General features: G+C 47.8%; 16 protein-coding genes. All 16 read left to right on the forward strand.

What is annotated here, in order from left to right; genetic code table 11:
* The first annotated feature begins 1 nt into the window (after position 1).
* Positions 2–970: a DUF368 domain-containing protein gene (locus SYK_RS01810; protein ID WP_281761915.1), complete on the forward strand. Its 969-nt coding sequence runs from the start codon at positions 2–4 to the stop codon at positions 968–970.
* A 57-nt stretch (positions 971–1,027) separates the two neighbouring features.
* Positions 1,028–1,909, forward strand: coding sequence for an Mrp/NBP35 family ATP-binding protein (locus tag SYK_RS01815; protein WP_281763219.1), 882 nt, complete (start codon positions 1,028–1,030; stop codon positions 1,907–1,909).
* A gap of 8 nt (positions 1,910–1,917) precedes the next feature.
* Positions 1,918–2,499, forward strand: coding sequence for a CDP-diacylglycerol--glycerol-3-phosphate 3-phosphatidyltransferase (pgsA, locus tag SYK_RS01820; protein ID WP_281761916.1), 582 nt, complete (start codon positions 1,918–1,920; stop codon positions 2,497–2,499).
* A gap of 287 nt (positions 2,500–2,786) precedes the next feature.
* Entirely contained in the window at positions 2,787–3,065 is a 279-nt protein-coding gene (locus SYK_RS01825; RefSeq protein WP_281761917.1) for a hypothetical protein, read from the forward strand.
* Between the two features lie 5 nt (positions 3,066–3,070).
* Positions 3,071–3,394, forward strand: coding sequence for an FtsB family cell division protein (locus tag SYK_RS01830; protein WP_281761918.1), 324 nt, complete (start codon positions 3,071–3,073; stop codon positions 3,392–3,394).
* Positions 3,378–4,175, forward strand: coding sequence for a tetratricopeptide repeat protein (locus SYK_RS01835; RefSeq protein WP_281761919.1), 798 nt, complete (start codon positions 3,378–3,380; stop codon positions 4,173–4,175). The genes SYK_RS01830 and SYK_RS01835 overlap by 17 nt, the downstream gene beginning before the upstream one ends.
* 70 nt (positions 4,176–4,245) lie before the next feature.
* The gene (locus tag SYK_RS01840) at positions 4,246–5,034 is read left to right on the forward strand and encodes a hypothetical protein (RefSeq protein ID WP_281761920.1); all 789 of its coding nucleotides are present in this window, start codon (positions 4,246–4,248) and stop codon (positions 5,032–5,034) included.
* 29 nt (positions 5,035–5,063) lie between these two features.
* On the forward strand, positions 5,064–6,095 hold the full coding sequence (gene fbp, locus SYK_RS01845; RefSeq protein ID WP_281761921.1) for a class 1 fructose-bisphosphatase: 1,032 nt from the start codon (positions 5,064–5,066) through the stop codon (positions 6,093–6,095).
* Positions 6,095–7,171 (forward strand): tRNA (adenosine(37)-N6)-threonylcarbamoyltransferase complex transferase subunit TsaD, encoded by a 1,077-nt coding sequence (tsaD, locus tag SYK_RS01850; protein WP_281761922.1) that lies wholly within the window; start codon positions 6,095–6,097, stop codon positions 7,169–7,171. The genes fbp and tsaD overlap by 1 nt, the downstream gene beginning before the upstream one ends.
* Positions 7,172–7,333: 162 nt before the next feature.
* On the forward strand, positions 7,334–7,654 hold the full coding sequence (gene trxA, locus SYK_RS01855) for a thioredoxin (protein ID WP_281761923.1): 321 nt from the start codon (positions 7,334–7,336) through the stop codon (positions 7,652–7,654).
* A 3-nt stretch (positions 7,655–7,657) separates the two neighbouring features.
* Entirely contained in the window at positions 7,658–8,578 is a 921-nt protein-coding gene (trxB, locus tag SYK_RS01860; RefSeq protein ID WP_281761924.1) for a thioredoxin-disulfide reductase, read from the forward strand.
* 8 nt (positions 8,579–8,586) lie between these two features.
* Complete coding sequence (locus tag SYK_RS01865) at positions 8,587–9,315, forward strand: outer membrane protein assembly factor BamD (RefSeq protein ID WP_281761925.1); 729 nt, start codon at positions 8,587–8,589, stop codon at positions 9,313–9,315.
* A gap of 32 nt (positions 9,316–9,347) precedes the next feature.
* Complete coding sequence (locus SYK_RS01870; protein ID WP_281761926.1) at positions 9,348–10,223, forward strand: hypothetical protein; 876 nt, start codon at positions 9,348–9,350, stop codon at positions 10,221–10,223.
* 2 nt (positions 10,224–10,225) lie between these two features.
* On the forward strand, positions 10,226–12,277 hold the full coding sequence (gene fusA / locus SYK_RS01875) for an elongation factor G (protein ID WP_281761927.1): 2,052 nt from the start codon (positions 10,226–10,228) through the stop codon (positions 12,275–12,277).
* Positions 12,278–12,280: 3 nt separating this feature from the next.
* Complete coding sequence (locus SYK_RS01880) at positions 12,281–12,808, forward strand: DUF2062 domain-containing protein (protein ID WP_281761928.1); 528 nt, start codon at positions 12,281–12,283, stop codon at positions 12,806–12,808.
* A 170-nt stretch (positions 12,809–12,978) separates the two neighbouring features.
* Positions 12,979–15,051, forward strand: a complete 2,073-nt coding sequence (locus SYK_RS01885) for a methyl-accepting chemotaxis protein (RefSeq protein WP_281761929.1) — start codon at positions 12,979–12,981, stop codon at positions 15,049–15,051.
* Positions 15,052–15,083: the final 32 nt, after the last annotated feature.

A 15,083-nucleotide genomic window follows, 5' to 3' on the forward strand; every position in this document is an offset into this window, starting at 1 on the left:
TGTGTCCAAAAGTTCCATACCCATTAAAGACGCTTTTATGACGAGTCCGGGACCACGGACTCTCAAGGCCGGAGCCTTGCTTTGGCTTAAGGGTGTGTGCATGGGCGGTGCGGACATTATTCCCGGCGTTTCTGGTGGGACAATTGCTTTTATCACCGGGATTTATGAGCAATTGGTTGACGCTATCCGTTCTTTTAACGTCGATTTCGTGCGTCGTCTTTTCTCCCTTGATATTTCCGGAGCTGTGAGTGTAGCCCATATCCGTTTCATTGTTTGCCTGCTGTTTGGCATCATGACGGCCATGATTACAATGGCCGGTTTCATGAATACGATGCTCCATACACACCCTGTCGAAACATGGTCGTTGTTTTTTGGGCTGATTACGGCATCAATTTTTGTGGTGGGTAGGCAGGTTGAACCGTTGAATGCGGTGAATTTTGGTTTTATTTTTCTCGGTGCAGTTGGAAGTTATCTTTTGGTCGGCATGATTCCTGTTTCGACTCCAGAGACGTTGCCTTTTATCTTTTTGTGTGGGGCAATAGCCATTTGTGCAATGATTTTGCCGGGTATCAGTGGGGCATTCCTTCTCCTGATGTTGGGTAAATATGAATATGTCACACGGACTCTCAAGAATCCGTTTGTCTGGGATAATTTTGTGATTATGGCTGTGTTTGCAGCTGGTGCGGGAGTTGGAATTATCTTTTTTTCCCGTGTGTTGCATTACTTGCTGAGCAGATGGCATGCGGCCACAGTGAGTGTGTTGACAGGATTTATGATTGGGGCTTTGCGCAAAGTGTGGCCCTGGAAAGAGGTCTTGGAAACTTCTGTGATTCGTGGGAAGGTGCATGTCCTGCGAGAGCAGAATATGTTACCGGATGTTTTGAATGGTGAAGTGTTTTTTGCCATTGGATTGGTTGTGATCGGTATTATTATTGTTCTTGCCCTTGAACGGTTTTCGCGAGAGCGTTGATAGAGTGTTGATTCTTCCCGCATGGCGAAGACAAAATACAATAAAGAGAGAATGGATATGAGCGAGTGCAGCTCCGGCTCCTGCAGTGGAGCCAACAAGGCAAATGCCAAGTTGAAAATCCAGGATGCGATGATTGAAACCACCCTGGAGAAGATCAAGTACAAATTGTTTATCATGAGCGGTAAAGGCGGAGTGGGCAAAAGCTCAGTTTCCGTTAATGTCGCAGCAGCCTTGGCTGCTCGTGGATTTAAGGTTGGGCTTCTGGATGTTGATATTCACGGTCCGAGCGTGCCGACTCTGCTCGGTATTTCCGGGACTTTGGATATTGACCGGGGATCATTGATGATTCCCAAAGAGTACAACGAAAATCTGCATGTCATGTCCATGGAGTCGTTGCTTAAAGATCCTGATCAAGCAGTGCTGTGGCGCGGCCCCATGAAAACTTCCGCTATCCGTCAGTTTGTATCTGACGTACAGTGGGGCGAATTGGACTTTTTGGTCGTTGACTCCCCTCCGGGGACTGGCGACGAACCTATGACCGTGCTCAAGACTGTGCCGGATGCTTTGTGTGTGGTTGTAACCACTCCGCAGGAAGTTTCGTTGTCTGATGTGCGCAAGTCGATTAATTTTCTGCAATACGCTCAGGCTAACGTGCTTGGTGTTGTGGAAAATATGAGTGGTCTTATTTGTCCGCATTGTCATGAAGCTATTGATCTGTTTAAGAAAGGCGGCGGCAAGGATTTGGCTGAGAAATACGGACTTGAGTTTCTTGGTGCTATTCCACTTGATCCGGCAACCGTTGTTGCTGGTGATCTAGGTACCCCCGTTGTACTTTTGGAAGAGGATTCTCAATCGAAAAAGGCTCTTATTGAACTGGCCGACACAATAGCCGAAGCCGCACAGAAGAGTTTTGAGGCGGCATCGACAACCCACGCCTGAGGCGAATTATGAATAAGGACATCTTTAATCTGCCCAATTGTTTGACCATGGCCCGCATTCTTGCGGCCCCAGTTGTTGTATTTCTTCTCTATCTGGAGATGTGGTACCAATTTCGCTTGGGGTCTTATTTTGCTTTCGGACTTTATTTCGTTGCCTGTATGACGGATTATTTCGATGGAAAGATAGCGCGAGAGCAGAATACCATAACCAATCTGGGCAAGTTCCTTGACCCGTTGGCCGACAAACTGCTCATCGGGTCATTGTTGATCATGCTGGTCAAGCTCGGTGACGGGTGGGGTGTCCCTGCATGGGTGGTTATTATCATTATCTGTCGCGAATTGGCTGTGACAGGAATGCGTGCAATTGCTGCTGAAATGGGTGAGGTCGTAGCTGCAGATAGATTGGGCAAGGCCAAAACTTTGACTCAAGCTCTGGCTGTCGGTTTTCTCATCTTCCACTATCCGCTTTTTGGATGGGACCCTCGTCCTTTGGGGCAGGGGTTGCTGTATGTTGCTTTGGCACTCACAGTGATTTCAGGCGGTAACTATCTGTACAACTTTTATAAGAAGTGGATTAACGTCGCAGAATAGAAGTTCTCAAGATATTGTAAACCGGGTAGAAAGTATGCTTTCTGCCCGGTTTTTTTCGTTGTTTTTTTGTGTTTTAAGTGAATACCGTGAAACAAGCGGTCTAGAAAAAATTGAGAGTTTTTCTTGTAGAGCCTGTCGCTCTTGCCACTAAGCATTTATTATTGTTAGATAAAATCTATGGTGACAGGTGGGGTGATACATGGTAAATTTAACAAATACGTATCTGTACAATTTCTTTGAAAAAAGGTTATTAAGCCAAGAGATATAAACACTACCGCGAGATTTTTATGACTGACTCCAGTTCTGTGAAACATCTTGTTCGCATAACGAACTGCCTTCAAACCATTTTGGATCTGGAGCCCCAGCTTGAGAAGTTGGAGCATGGCCATTCTCTTTTGGATGAGTTTGCCGTGCTCAAGTCTTTTCTGGAGAAAATAGACAGAGTCGAATTGAGCGAGTCAGATGTGGAGCGGATTGAAATTGCCACAGCCAATTTCCTGAGGGAACTTGAAGGACCTTTGGCGCGGAAAAAGGCTCGGAAAAAAGAGAAGCGAAGGCTTCAGTAAACTGTATGCGTGGTCGAATTGTACTTGTTACTTTGCTCCTGATAATCAATCTTTTTTTATTGGGGAGATTGATATGGAGCGATCAGGGGATTTTTGCGTACCTGGAGCTTAAGGGCCGCTATGATTCTTTGCAGCAGAAGCTTGATGACGTTGACGGTAAGAGCCTTGATTTGAGCCAAGAGATTCGTAAGCTCAAGTCGGACAAGGGATACCAAGAAAAAGTCGTTCGTGAGCGGATGAATTTTGTGAAAAAGGACGAACTGTTATATATTTTCCCGGATGAGAAAGGCAAACCCGGCGGAGAAGGAACAGATGAGCGAGAAAATTGAGTGGTATCAAGAAGTTCTTTCGTTGGAACCCGGTTCAAGGGTGTTTTTCCCCTTGGCGAAACTTTTCGTTGAAAACGGGATGCCCGAGGATGCTGTTAAAACCCTGCGCCAAGGGTTGGACAAGCATCCTGATTATCTTGAAGCACGGATGCTTCTGGTTGAACTTTTGACTGAGTTGGAGCGTGAGGCTGAGGTCCATGACCAGTTGCAGCGAGTTATCAACCCTCTCAGGGATTATCCAGCCTTCTGGCGAGGTTGGGCACGGAGCCTGCCTGCGGAACAGCGCGATTTATCGGTGTTTCTTATGTTGGTTGCATCCAACATCTCTGGTGATACCATCAAATGGACTGATGTCGTGTTTGAAGGTATCGGTACTTTGGCCGAGAGATTGGTGGGTGCGCCATTGCCCCCGCCGTGTGATTCTCCATCTCCTGTCATGCCTGTGATTGAGAGCGGGGAAGAGTCTGCTTTTGGTGAGCCTGAGCCAGAGTTTAGGCCTGGCGCAGGGGCTTTTCGGACGAAAACCATGGCTGATCTTCTCGCATCTCAAGGAGACGTGTCCGGCGCACTTGAAATCTATCGCGAATTGTTGCAATCAACCATGTCCGACGAGCGACGTACCGAACTCAAGGAACGGATCGTGCATTTGGAGAACGGGGCGGAGAATAATGCCGCTCCCGAGGCGGAACAGACTGACGCTTTTAGCGTCCATGCAAAGAATCGCCTGATCAGCACTCTGGAAACACTGGCCTCTCGTTTTGAAGCCAGAGTACAGGGTTAACCGAAGCTGAACGGAACATGGTTCATGCCGCAACAGCGGCTTGAGTCGTCCATTCACGAAAAGTGGACATATGAAATATTTATTTTTGAGCCTGATTGCCGCACTCATGGTGCTCGGCGGATGCAGCATGTGGGATTCCACTGCGAAGTATACTAAAGATTCATGGGAAACCACCCGGGATTTTGTAGATCCGCCACCGGAAATCGACACAGATAGTTACCAGTTCTCCAATCCGAATCAGGAGAAACTGGCAAAACTCATTTCTCCAGTTGATGGTCCTTTGACGTCGTTGATCCGTTATGTGGATAATACAGACACGTTACCGGGTATCGATTGGCTTGATTTGTTGCGGGCTCGTTTCCCGTGGGTTAACAGAGTGATTGTCACCGACGAAGAGGGTACAATCATGTTAATGCAGCCGGAATTGCCCGTGAAGAAGATCACCAAACCGTTGGTTTTTGAAGGGGTGTGGCGCAAGATCAAACTGTTGACTGTCGTTGATTATTCAGATCTTGGAGCTGAGTTGTACATTGGGCGTCCTTATTTCGAGGACGTGACTTTTAGAGGGCTTATTGGCGTTGGATTCGATCCCAGAAGTTTGTTACGTCTGAGTCCTGACCCCAAAGAGTTGATTATTATACATCCCGGCAAGGGCATTTGGTCCCTTGGTGCTGATGTGGATGAAGAAGCCATATTGGCTGTGGAATGGGAAGAGATTCTCAAGAATAAAGTTGAAGGGCAGATCAAGGTTGGCAACAGGTATTACACTTGGCTGACCAGATACGTGGGTGAAGATCAGTATGTGTATGCCACCCAAAGTGCCGACCCCAATGCGGAAGGTTCCTGGTGGCTATTTTAGATAGTCGTCGGGTAGAAAGGATAGAGAGAATGCCACAGCAGGTTACTGTTACCGAACATATTCTCCTGCATCAGAAAATGGTGCCGGGAGCTACAGGCCAGTTTACTCGCCTGTTCAATGAACTTGTCTTGTCAGCCAAGATCATCTCAAGAGCCGTGAACAAGGCCGGATTGGTCGATGTCCTCGGCTTCACCGGGGCCGTGAATGTTCAGGGTGAAGAGGTTAAGAAGCTCGACGAGTACGCCAATAGAATCCTTATTCATCGACTGGCCCGTTCTGGCGTATTGTGTGCCATGGCCTCCGAAGAAAATGCAGATATAATTGAAGTACCGGAATCATTGCCTCGGGGTGATTATATTATCATTTTTGACCCCTTGGATGGATCGTCCAATATTGATGTTAACGTCAACATTGGCACCATCTTTTCGATTTTTAAACGGAAAAGTAGCCCTGACGCAACCCTTATGTCTGAGGATGTTTTGCAAAAGGGGAGTGAACAGGTTGCAGCCGGGTACATTTTGTATGGTTCATCGACCATGCTGGTGTTTACCTGCGGCGATGGTGTGCATGGATTTACCCTCGATCCCAGTGTTGGTGAATTCATTTTATCGCATCCGAATATTCGTATTCCTGAGCAGGGTAAGATCTATTCAGTCAACGAGGGGTATGAACGCTATTGGGATCGTGCGACCAAAAAGGCATTGGCTTATTTCAAGTCACCCAAGAATGCGCTTCGAAAACCGTACAGCGGTCGATACATCGGTTCTCTGGTGGCGGATTTTCATCGAAATCTACTCTACGGTGGTATCTTCATGTATCCCGCAGATTTGCGTGATCCGAAGAAACCCACGGGCAAGCTGCGGCTCACCTGTGAATGTAATCCTATGTCTTTTCTCGTTGAACAGGCTGGCGGTATGTCCATTGACGGTGTGAACCGTATTATGGACATTGATCCAGAACACTTGCATCAGCGTGTTCCTTTTTTCTGTGGCTCTCGCAATGACGTCCAGATTGTTCAGGATATCTTTGTTTCCGAAGCCCAGAGGAAAAAAAATAAGTAATGTTGACCCTTGGTATTGAGACTTCCTGCGACGAAACTGCTGTTGCTCTTGTGGAGGATGGACGGTTGCTGGGTGAAAAACTTGCGACCCAGATTGACACGCATGCCTTGTTTGGCGGTGTCGTCCCTGAAATCGCTTCACGGGAACATCTGCGCGTTCTGCCGCGTCTTTTCCGTGAATTAATGGCGGAAATCGGAATCCGACCAGATGAGATCGATACCGTGGCCGTAGCTCGTGGGCCCGGATTGCTCGGCAGCCTGCTTGTTGGCGTGAGTTTTGCTAAAGCTCTTTGTCTATCTACTGGGGCATCGCTGATCGGGGTTAATCATCTTTGGGCTCATCTGTTGGCTCCTGGGTTGGATGGAGAAATAGAATTTCCGGCATTGGGCCTTCTTGTGTCCGGTGGACATACCCATACATATCGGATCAATTCGCCGGTCGAGTTCGAATTGCTCGGCAGGACATTGGATGATGCCGCAGGTGAGGCCTTTGACAAGGTCGCAAAACTTTTTAATTTTCCGTATCCTGGCGGTCGTTTTGTTGACGATTTGGGTCGTGAGGCAGAGCCGGATACCAAGCTGTTTCCACGGCCATACATTGAAAATGATTCGCTTGATTTCAGTTTCAGTGGTTTGAAAACGGCAGTCGCTAATTACGTAGCGATCAGGCCAGAACTCGTATTTGAGAAAATGGCTGACCCTGACGCCATCGCCGCATTGACCGGCGAACGGCGTGTAGATCTGGCACGAGTGTGCGCCTCATTCAATTGGAGTGTGGCTCAGACGCTTAAGATTAAGGTTGAGCGGGCGTTAAAACGTGTCGGACCGACAAAGAGTTTGATCGTAGCCGGTGGAGTTGCAGCCAATTCCGTGGTCCGTGAGACCATGAAGGGGGTTGCCGAGAATCATGGTTTGCGGTTGACCTTGCCGGATCTGGGCTTATGTACCGATAATGGTGCGATGATCGCTTTTGCCGGGTGGCAGCTTGCTAGGGTAGGGTATTCGCATTCTTTGGAGTTGGAGGCCATTCCCCGAGGCCATGTTGTCCCGCAGGATTGGATTATTTTCAAAGAATGAACGGACAGATAGAGATATTTTTGCAGTGTCCTTCTTGACAGTAGTGTACATGGGGACCTATTTTAAATAAATTGTGAGAACAATTGCGATGAGCCATCGCAACCGGTATACCGGTGATAATTGTATATGACGGCCATAAGCCGAGAAAAAAAGGAGAATTCCATGGCGAATCAGATTACCGACGGTAGTTTCGAACAGGATGTCTTGCAGAGTGATGTCCCTGTCCTTATTGATTTTTGGGCTCCCTGGTGTGGCCCTTGTCGTGCAATGGGTCCCGTGATTGATGAATTGGCCGAGGAATTTGAAGGTCAGATTAAAATCGTCAAGATGAATGTGGACGAGAATTCCGCTACTCCCGGCAAATATGGCATTCGTGCTATTCCGACCTTGATTCTGTTCAAGGACGGCGAAGTTGTCGACCAGAGCACTGGTGCAGTCTCCAAGAGCAGCATCAAGGAAATGATTACCAAGAAGGCTCTGTAATATATGAAATCTTATGACGCCGTAGTCATAGGGGGCGGCCCGGCAGGAATGACGGCTGCCCTTTATCTTTTGCGGGCTGGTGTAAAAGTCCTCATGATCGAAAAGTTGTCTCCTGGTGGACAGGTTTTGATGACTGCTGAGATTGAGAATTATCCGGGGTTCCCCAAGGGGCTTCAGGGGTGGGAGTTGGCTGACAAGTTCGCTGCTCATCTGGATGAGTATGAACTCGATCGTATCAGTGACGAAGTTCGGAGTATTACCATAGGTAATTCCGTCCACACCATTTCTGTCGGCGATGAAGAGGTTCAGACAAAAACCATCATCCTGGCTACAGGGTCACGCTATCGTAAATTGGGTGTTCCCGGTGAAGAACGATTGCTTGGTCGTGGCGTTTCCTATTGTGCCTTATGCGATGGTAATTTCTTCCGTGATCGCGATGTCGCTGTCGTAGGCGGTGGCAATTCAGCTTTGGAAGAAGCGTTGTATTTGGCTCGACTGGTGAATAAGGTTTATCTCATTCATCGTCGTGAAGATTTCCGTGGTTTGCAGTGCTATCAGGACAAGTGCTTTACGCATGAGAAGATTGAGATCATTCGCAATACCGTGATCGATGAAATTCAAGGTGCGGATGACCTTGAAACATTGGCTTTAAGGAACGTTTCCACAGACGAGACTTCTCAACTCAAGCTCGACGGTACGTTTATTTTCATCGGTTTTGAACCCATCATGGATTATGTTCCTGATGATGTCGCGAAAGAGTCCAATGGCGTTGTCACGGACGTTGAGATGCGGACCAATGTTCCTGGCGTTTTTGCCGCTGGAGATATTCGCGCCAAGATGTGCCGTCAGGTTGCTTCCGCTGTTGGCGATGGAGCCACCGCAGCTACCGCAGCATTTACTTATCTTGAGCAGTTGGGCGATTAGGAGTCCGTATGCGTCGTTTATTGGTTCCTGTCGTTCTTGTCGTTTTCATGTCCCTGACAGGGTGTGTGTGGATCGACAGTTATTTCCTTCCTCCTCCCGAGGATACTGCCCAAGAATTGTATGAAGCGGGTGTGGAAGCCTTGAAAGAGAAAGATTATGGCGATGCTCAGGATTACTTCTCCAAGCTCAAGGACAGATTCCCTTTTAGTCCTTTTGCTTTGAAGGGTGAATTGGCTTTGGGCGATGCCTACTATCTTGATGAAGAGTATCTCTTGGCTTTGGAGTCATATAAGGAATTCGAAGCGTTGCATCCAAGCAATGATAATATTCCCTATGTTTTGTACCAGATTGCCAATGCCAACATCAGTATGTTTAAATCCATTGATCGCCGTCAGGAGAATATCAAGGAATCATTGGAATATCTGTATCGGTTGGCAGAGACATATCCCAAGTCTCAATACGCGGAGCAAGCCAAACACTTGATCGTCAAGAGTCGCAGGATTTTGGCGGAGCATGAAGTCTATATGGCCGATTTCTTTTGGCGGACGGAACAATATGGTCCGGCTTGGCATCGTTATCAATATGTGGTGGAGAATTTCTCTGATATCGCAGACTTGCGAGACTATGCCATTAAGCGCGCCGAGTACTCGTATTTTGAGTATCAAAAGACTCTGTCCGAGGAGGAACGCCAACGCATTCAGGGAAGCTGGCTGCGGTGGATCAAGAAGTGGCTGTAATTCCTAAAGACGGTCGAGGGAGGCTTTTCCCTATGCAGAAATCGGTGTTTGAATTCCCGCATCAAATCAACGAAGTCGTTGTGAGCGACACCTTTTTTGCACGCGCTTATCAGGAAACTCCAGCTCGACATCGTGCCTTGATAAAGACCTGTATAGCCAGGTTGTATGATTGGTATGGCGGTGGCAAAGAATGTGGCGGACGGATTGAAAGCACTTGGCGTGGTGGGTTTGATTCTATTCACGCTTTTCAGCCAGTGGAATTTTGTGTCGTTCTTTGTGATGCAACATTGGAATCTCCAGCGAGATTGCTTGCTGGATTAGTTCCTGCACTTGCTCGTGGTGTGCGTAATGTATTGGTGGTGCGGGTTGGCGACAGCCCATGGCCGTCTTCTTTACTCACAGCCCTTGAATTGGCAGGACAAGATTTAGCTGTTGATATGACGGCTGATCAAGCCTGCCAGCTTTTGACGGATTTGTCTTCCAGTACAGCTTCCGGCCTCGTGATTGATTTGGGAGTCGGAGCAGAAGAAGTTGATGCTAGATTAGCAAAGACAAGTGCCGTTGGAATCTATTCACCTGTTTTTGATGGTAAAATTTCTGTTTGGATGGATGATTCTCAGCCTGTGGACCTTGAAGCTCTTGCTTTTGCACAACCGGATGTTTCCTGTGCTGTCCATGGAACACATACTCTTTTCTCTTCAGATAAGTTTTCGTATGACGGAGACGATTTTCAAACATTTTTGGTTACAGCCGGGGATGCTGTCTTCGTTCCTTTATCTCGAGTGAACGATGCGTTGACACAATCTCGAATTGTGCTCAGCCCCGGACACGAAGGCTGTTGGATTTGGCCTGATCTTCGTCCTGAACAATTTCATTTTCATCGGACTGCCTGGACCATTGGAGCCTGAACGTGAGCAAGAGCAACGCCCCCTCGGCGAAGGTGCTCGGCAACCTTCGCAATATTGGTATCATTGCGCATATTGATGCGGGAAAAACAACGCTGACAGAGCGAATTCTTTATTATTCAGGAAAGATACACCGTATTGGTGAAGTTCATGAAGGCACGGCGACCATGGACTACATGCCTGAAGAGCAGGAACGCGGTATTACCATCACTTCGGCGGTGACTTCCTGTCAATGGGATCCGTGCATGATCAATATCATTGATACACCAGGGCATGTGGATTTCACCATTGAGGTGGAGCGCTCGTTGCGAGTTTTGGATGGTGCCGTTGGTGTTTTTTGTGGTGTGAGTGGTGTGGAGCCGCAGTCTGAAACGGTTTGGCGGCAGTCTGAATCCTATTCAGTCCCAAAACTTGCTTTTGTTAATAAAATGGACAGATTGGGTGCTGATTTTGATGCCGTGCTTGACTCCATGGTTCAGAAACTCGGAACAAATCCGTTGGCCATTCAATATCCTGATGGAGCCGGGCAGGATTTCACCGGTGTTTATGATCTGGTGAGCATGCAACGGCTTGAATTCGATCAAGACACCAAGGGTGTAAATTTTTCTTCTCGAGATTTGACTGAAGACGAGGTGGATCGACTCTCTCCGTGGCGTGAAAAACTTATTGAGGTCGCTGCTGATGAAGACGAGGAAATTCTAGAGCTGTATCTGTCGGGTGAGGATGTCCCAGCTTCACAGATTCGTGCGGCTTTGAGAAAGGCGACGTTGGCTCGGAAGATCGTTCCGGTACTGGTTGGTTCGGCTTTGAAAAATATTGGCGTGCAACCGGTGTTGACCGCTGTATGTGACTATTTGCCCAGCCCGTTAGAAGTGCCGGTTGCCGAGGGAGTGAATCCAAAGGACAAGACCAAGCAGTCTTTTGAGGTTTCGCATAAGGAGCCGTTGTCTGCCCTTGTCTTTAAGGTTACTCTGGATTCTGGACGAAAACTTGCCATGATGCGTATGTATTCCGGTAAGATAAGCGCTGGTGATACCGTTTATAACGTGACACAGGATCAGCCTGAAAGGGTGGCCCGTCTGTTCCGGTTGCATGCTGGACGCAAGGAAAAGATTGAGAGTGCGTATGCCGGGGATATGGTGGCTGCCGCTGGGATGAAATTTGCGAGGACTGGCGACACGCTGGCAACCAAAGAAGCCCCTATTCTTTTGGAGCAGATTACTGATTACAAACCGGTTATCTCTTTGGCCATTGAGCCGCGCAATTCCGAAGAAGGGGATAAGCTCGATGAAGTTTTGGATAAATATTTGTTGGAAGACCCGACTCTTGAGTTGAAACGTGATGAAGATACGGGGCAGATTGTTTTGTCCGGTATGGGTGAACTTCATTTGGAAGTTATTCAGGAACGGCTGAAACGTGAGTATAAACTCGAACCCAGAGTCGGTAAGCCGCAGGTGGTTTATCAGGAAACTGTGACCGGCAAAGGTAAGGGGACTGGTGAATTCAACCGCGAATTAGGCGAGGTTGTTCATTATGGCGCGGTTGATTTAGCCGTGGAGCCCATGGGTCGGGATAAAGGTCAACAGATCTCTATGGAAGTCGACATCGCAGAATGGCCTGCTGCGTGGCTTGAGGCTGTGGAAGACGGTATCTCTGACAGTCTGCAAAGTGGTGTCATCCGTGGGTATCCGGTTCAGGATGTCCGGGTTAGAGTTTTTGGTATGAAGCGGCGGGATGGAGAATCCAGCCCCGTGGGTTACCGTATGGCTGCCGCTATGGCCCTCAAGGAGGCCCTTGAGCAGGCAACGCCGAGGTTGATGGAACCTATCATGTGGGTAGAGATCAGTGTGCCTGAAGATTTTGTTGGTGATGTGGTCGGTTTGCTCGGGTCCAAAGGTGCCAAGATCGAGAATATGATAGATCGAAATGGGCAAAAGGTAGTTCAGGGACTCGCGCCATTGGGCAAGCTGTTTGGATTTTCCACTGACCTTCGATCCGCCACGCAAGGCAGGGCAGGATTTGTTATGAAATTTTCACGTTTTGATGTGTTGGAGTAACTCTTGAGTGACCTGAGTCGTCATACCCCTCGCGATAAAAAAAGTAATAGAGACTGGTGGACTGGTAGCAAACGGTGGATACGGTATTGGTGTCTTCGTTTAATGCGTCAGAATTCGTCGCCGAAGAATTTGGCTGCGGCCTGTGCTCTTGGGATGTTTATTGGTGCTATGCCTATCATCCCGTTTCAATCCGTGGTTGTCATTGCCTTGGCTTTTGCCATGCGAGTCAACAAGTTGGCTGCATGGCTCGCGACTTGTTATTCGAACGCTGCGACTATGGTACCTTTTTACTATTTCCTTTTTATTGTAGGGAGTACGGTAGCTCCGTTCGATAATATTGTTTTTGATCCTCAACATTTGGAAATGACCCAGTTGATTGCCGCCGGGTGGAAAGTCTTTGCCGTCATGTTTATAGGCGGATTGGCTTTTGGTATTCCGGCCACAATCGCTACATATTTTATTTCTTTGTTCGTCATCAGGCGGTATCGCGAACGTCGTGCCATTCGTATGTTGCGTAATAAGTCCGGTTGATAATTTGAGTAACTTTTCATGATTCCATTTGTGACGCCGCAAGCTTTTGCTTGCGGCGTTTTTTTTTACAGGTGTTTGCTTTTAGGCTTGATTAATTGTACTCATCATATGGTAATTCATGTTGTTTTCATGCATTCCGTTTGATTCAATTCGTAAAGGGAGTTTGACCGATGTTTATCGGACCCGTGGGGATGATAATTTGTGGTGTTGCCTTATGTGGCATATTCGCGGCCGCAACAGCTATCGGTGGATGGTTGGCATATGGTATCGGTGTCCTTTGCGTTTTGGCTATTACCAGTCTTGTAGGATTTATGCATTCCAAGTATCGGAAACGGATGAAGGGAGTCCTTGAAGAAATTGTGAACTGTCGTCTTCTTGACGCTGATATTGCAGGAGAATTTGGTGGGGCTTTGGGGCAGTGCGCGGAGGCCATGTGTGCTGTTCAAAAGCAGGCTGATTTTTTTGAAGGAGCTTTCCATGAGCTCGGAAGTCCGGCTCTTGTGTGTGATTCTGATGGCAGAATTATCCTTGCTTCTCAGGCTATGTTGGAGATGGTCAGAAAAAGAGCTGAACAGGTGGTCGGCAAGACTGTCAGTCAGGCGCTGTACAGTCAAAATGGTGTTTCTTTGACCGAGAAGGCGCTTAAGCTTGGTAAACCGCGAGTGGATAGCGTTGATTTGGTTTTGTGGGATAAAAGAGAAATTTCGGTTCAGCTTTTCATTAGTTTTATTCATGATCGAGAGGGAGTCATTGTCGGTGCGGCTACATCGTTTATTGATATGACCGAGCAGGTGGAAAATCATCGAAAGATTCAGCAGCAACAGAAGCGTATGACTCAGGCGGGCGAACGGATCAGCAGTTTAGCTGAACATGTGGCGTCTGCTACGGAGTTATTGTCCGCTTCCGCTGACGATCAGGCGCAAGGGGCGCAGAAGCAACGCAAGCAAACTTCTGCCGTGGCCCTGTCCATGGAGAATATGACCGAAACCGTGATTGAAGTCGCGAGGAATGCCACTGCGACTAGAGGGGCCGCAGATGAAGCTAATACATCCGCGACTGAGGGTGTTGCCATGGTGGACAAAGCTGTGGTGGCTATTAATCAAGTGTCAAATGAGGCTGTTGAGCTTGAGCAGGAAGTCGGCAAGTTGAATATGCAGGCCGGTGAAATTGGACAAATTATCAGTGTTATTAATGATATTGCAGATCAAACGAATTTACTTGCTTTGAACGCGGCTATTGAGGCTGCTCGAGCAGGAGAGGCGGGACGAGGATTTGCTGTAGTGGCAGATGAAGTTCGCAAGTTGGCAGAAAAGACCATGGATGCAACTCGTGAAGTGGAATCAGCCATTGGAATGATTCAGACTCGGTCTCAAAAAGCAACGACATCCATGCGCGCAACGGCAAAACAGGTGGCCGAAAGTACGGATCTTTCCAACAAGGCTGGTGAGACGTTGCAGCAGATCATGGTGAGTATTCAAGATATGGTTGAGCGTGTAGCTGAAATTGCCACGGCAGCCGAACAACAGTCCGCAGCGGCTGAAGAAGTTATGCACAGTGTCGAGGAAATTGCGGTTATCGCTGAGGATGCAGATGAAGCAGCGGGGCAGGCGGCCAATGCAACTCGGGATATGGCAGAATTGGCTCGCGATCTCTTGAGCGTATCGCAGGAATTTAGAGATGGTGATGGTGATATGGCTTTGCGAGAGTCTGAAAGCGAGATGAAGGGAGTTCTTCCCCTGATAGCCCAAAAGTATGTCTTGCGAGAATATGGTGAGTCGTTGCATGCCGGTATGCTGAAATCAATGGGCAATCCTGTGTTTTTATCTACGGAAAGTTATCCAGATCAGGTTCTTATGCAAATGGCAGAATTCGTTTCGAAGTCCGTTGGGGTTAAGTCTCGTGATTTCTTCCTTGGCCTTGGTAAGTTTTCTGTTGAGCAGTTTAATAAAATGTACCCGGGGCATTTTCGTGATGAGTCGTTGAAAGATTTTTATTTACGTATGAATGATGTTCATTCGCAGTTGACCAAGACTCAGCCAGGGATTAAACCTCCCAAATTCACCTATGAGGACAAGGGCGACATATTGTTTATGAATTATCGTTCTGGTCGTGGGCTGTTTCATTATTTTGAAGGGATACTTCTTGGTTCGGCGCAATTTAAAGGCGAGAAAGTGAATGTCGTTATAAAGCCTTTTGACGAGGAAACGGCTCGGGCAGAAATATCATTTCTTGGCAAAGTGTGATCAAGAATGTCTTTTTGAAAAGATTATAATGG

The organism is Pseudodesulfovibrio nedwellii (assembly GCF_027923765.1).
GTDB classification, from domain to species: domain Bacteria; phylum Desulfobacterota; class Desulfovibrionia; order Desulfovibrionales; family Desulfovibrionaceae; genus Pseudodesulfovibrio; species Pseudodesulfovibrio nedwellii.

Excerpts from the sequence above, each read along its gene's own strand:
- SYK_RS01885 (WP_281761929.1), top strand. The coding sequence starts at position 12,979 with ATGTTTATCGGACCCGTGGGGATGATAATTTGTGGTGTTGCCTTATGT.
- SYK_RS01835 (WP_281761919.1), top strand. The coding sequence starts at position 3,378 with ATGAGCGAGAAAATTGAGTGGTATCAAGAAGTTCTTTCGTTGGAACCC.
- SYK_RS01840 (WP_281761920.1), top strand. The coding sequence starts at position 4,246 with ATGAAATATTTATTTTTGAGCCTGATTGCCGCACTCATGGTGCTCGGC.
- fbp (WP_281761921.1), top strand. The coding sequence starts at position 5,064 with ATGCCACAGCAGGTTACTGTTACCGAACATATTCTCCTGCATCAGAAA.
- SYK_RS01815 (WP_281763219.1), top strand. The coding sequence starts at position 1,028 with ATGAGCGAGTGCAGCTCCGGCTCCTGCAGTGGAGCCAACAAGGCAAAT.
- SYK_RS01825 (WP_281761917.1), top strand. The coding sequence starts at position 2,787 with ATGACTGACTCCAGTTCTGTGAAACATCTTGTTCGCATAACGAACTGC.
- pgsA (WP_281761916.1), top strand. The coding sequence starts at position 1,918 with ATGAATAAGGACATCTTTAATCTGCCCAATTGTTTGACCATGGCCCGC.
- tsaD (WP_281761922.1), top strand. The coding sequence starts at position 6,095 with ATGTTGACCCTTGGTATTGAGACTTCCTGCGACGAAACTGCTGTTGCT.
- trxA (WP_281761923.1), top strand. The coding sequence starts at position 7,334 with ATGGCGAATCAGATTACCGACGGTAGTTTCGAACAGGATGTCTTGCAG.
- SYK_RS01870 (WP_281761926.1), top strand. The coding sequence starts at position 9,348 with ATGCAGAAATCGGTGTTTGAATTCCCGCATCAAATCAACGAAGTCGTT.
- trxB (WP_281761924.1), top strand. The coding sequence starts at position 7,658 with ATGAAATCTTATGACGCCGTAGTCATAGGGGGCGGCCCGGCAGGAATG.
- SYK_RS01830 (WP_281761918.1), top strand. The coding sequence starts at position 3,071 with ATGCGTGGTCGAATTGTACTTGTTACTTTGCTCCTGATAATCAATCTT.
- SYK_RS01865 (WP_281761925.1), top strand. The coding sequence starts at position 8,587 with ATGCGTCGTTTATTGGTTCCTGTCGTTCTTGTCGTTTTCATGTCCCTG.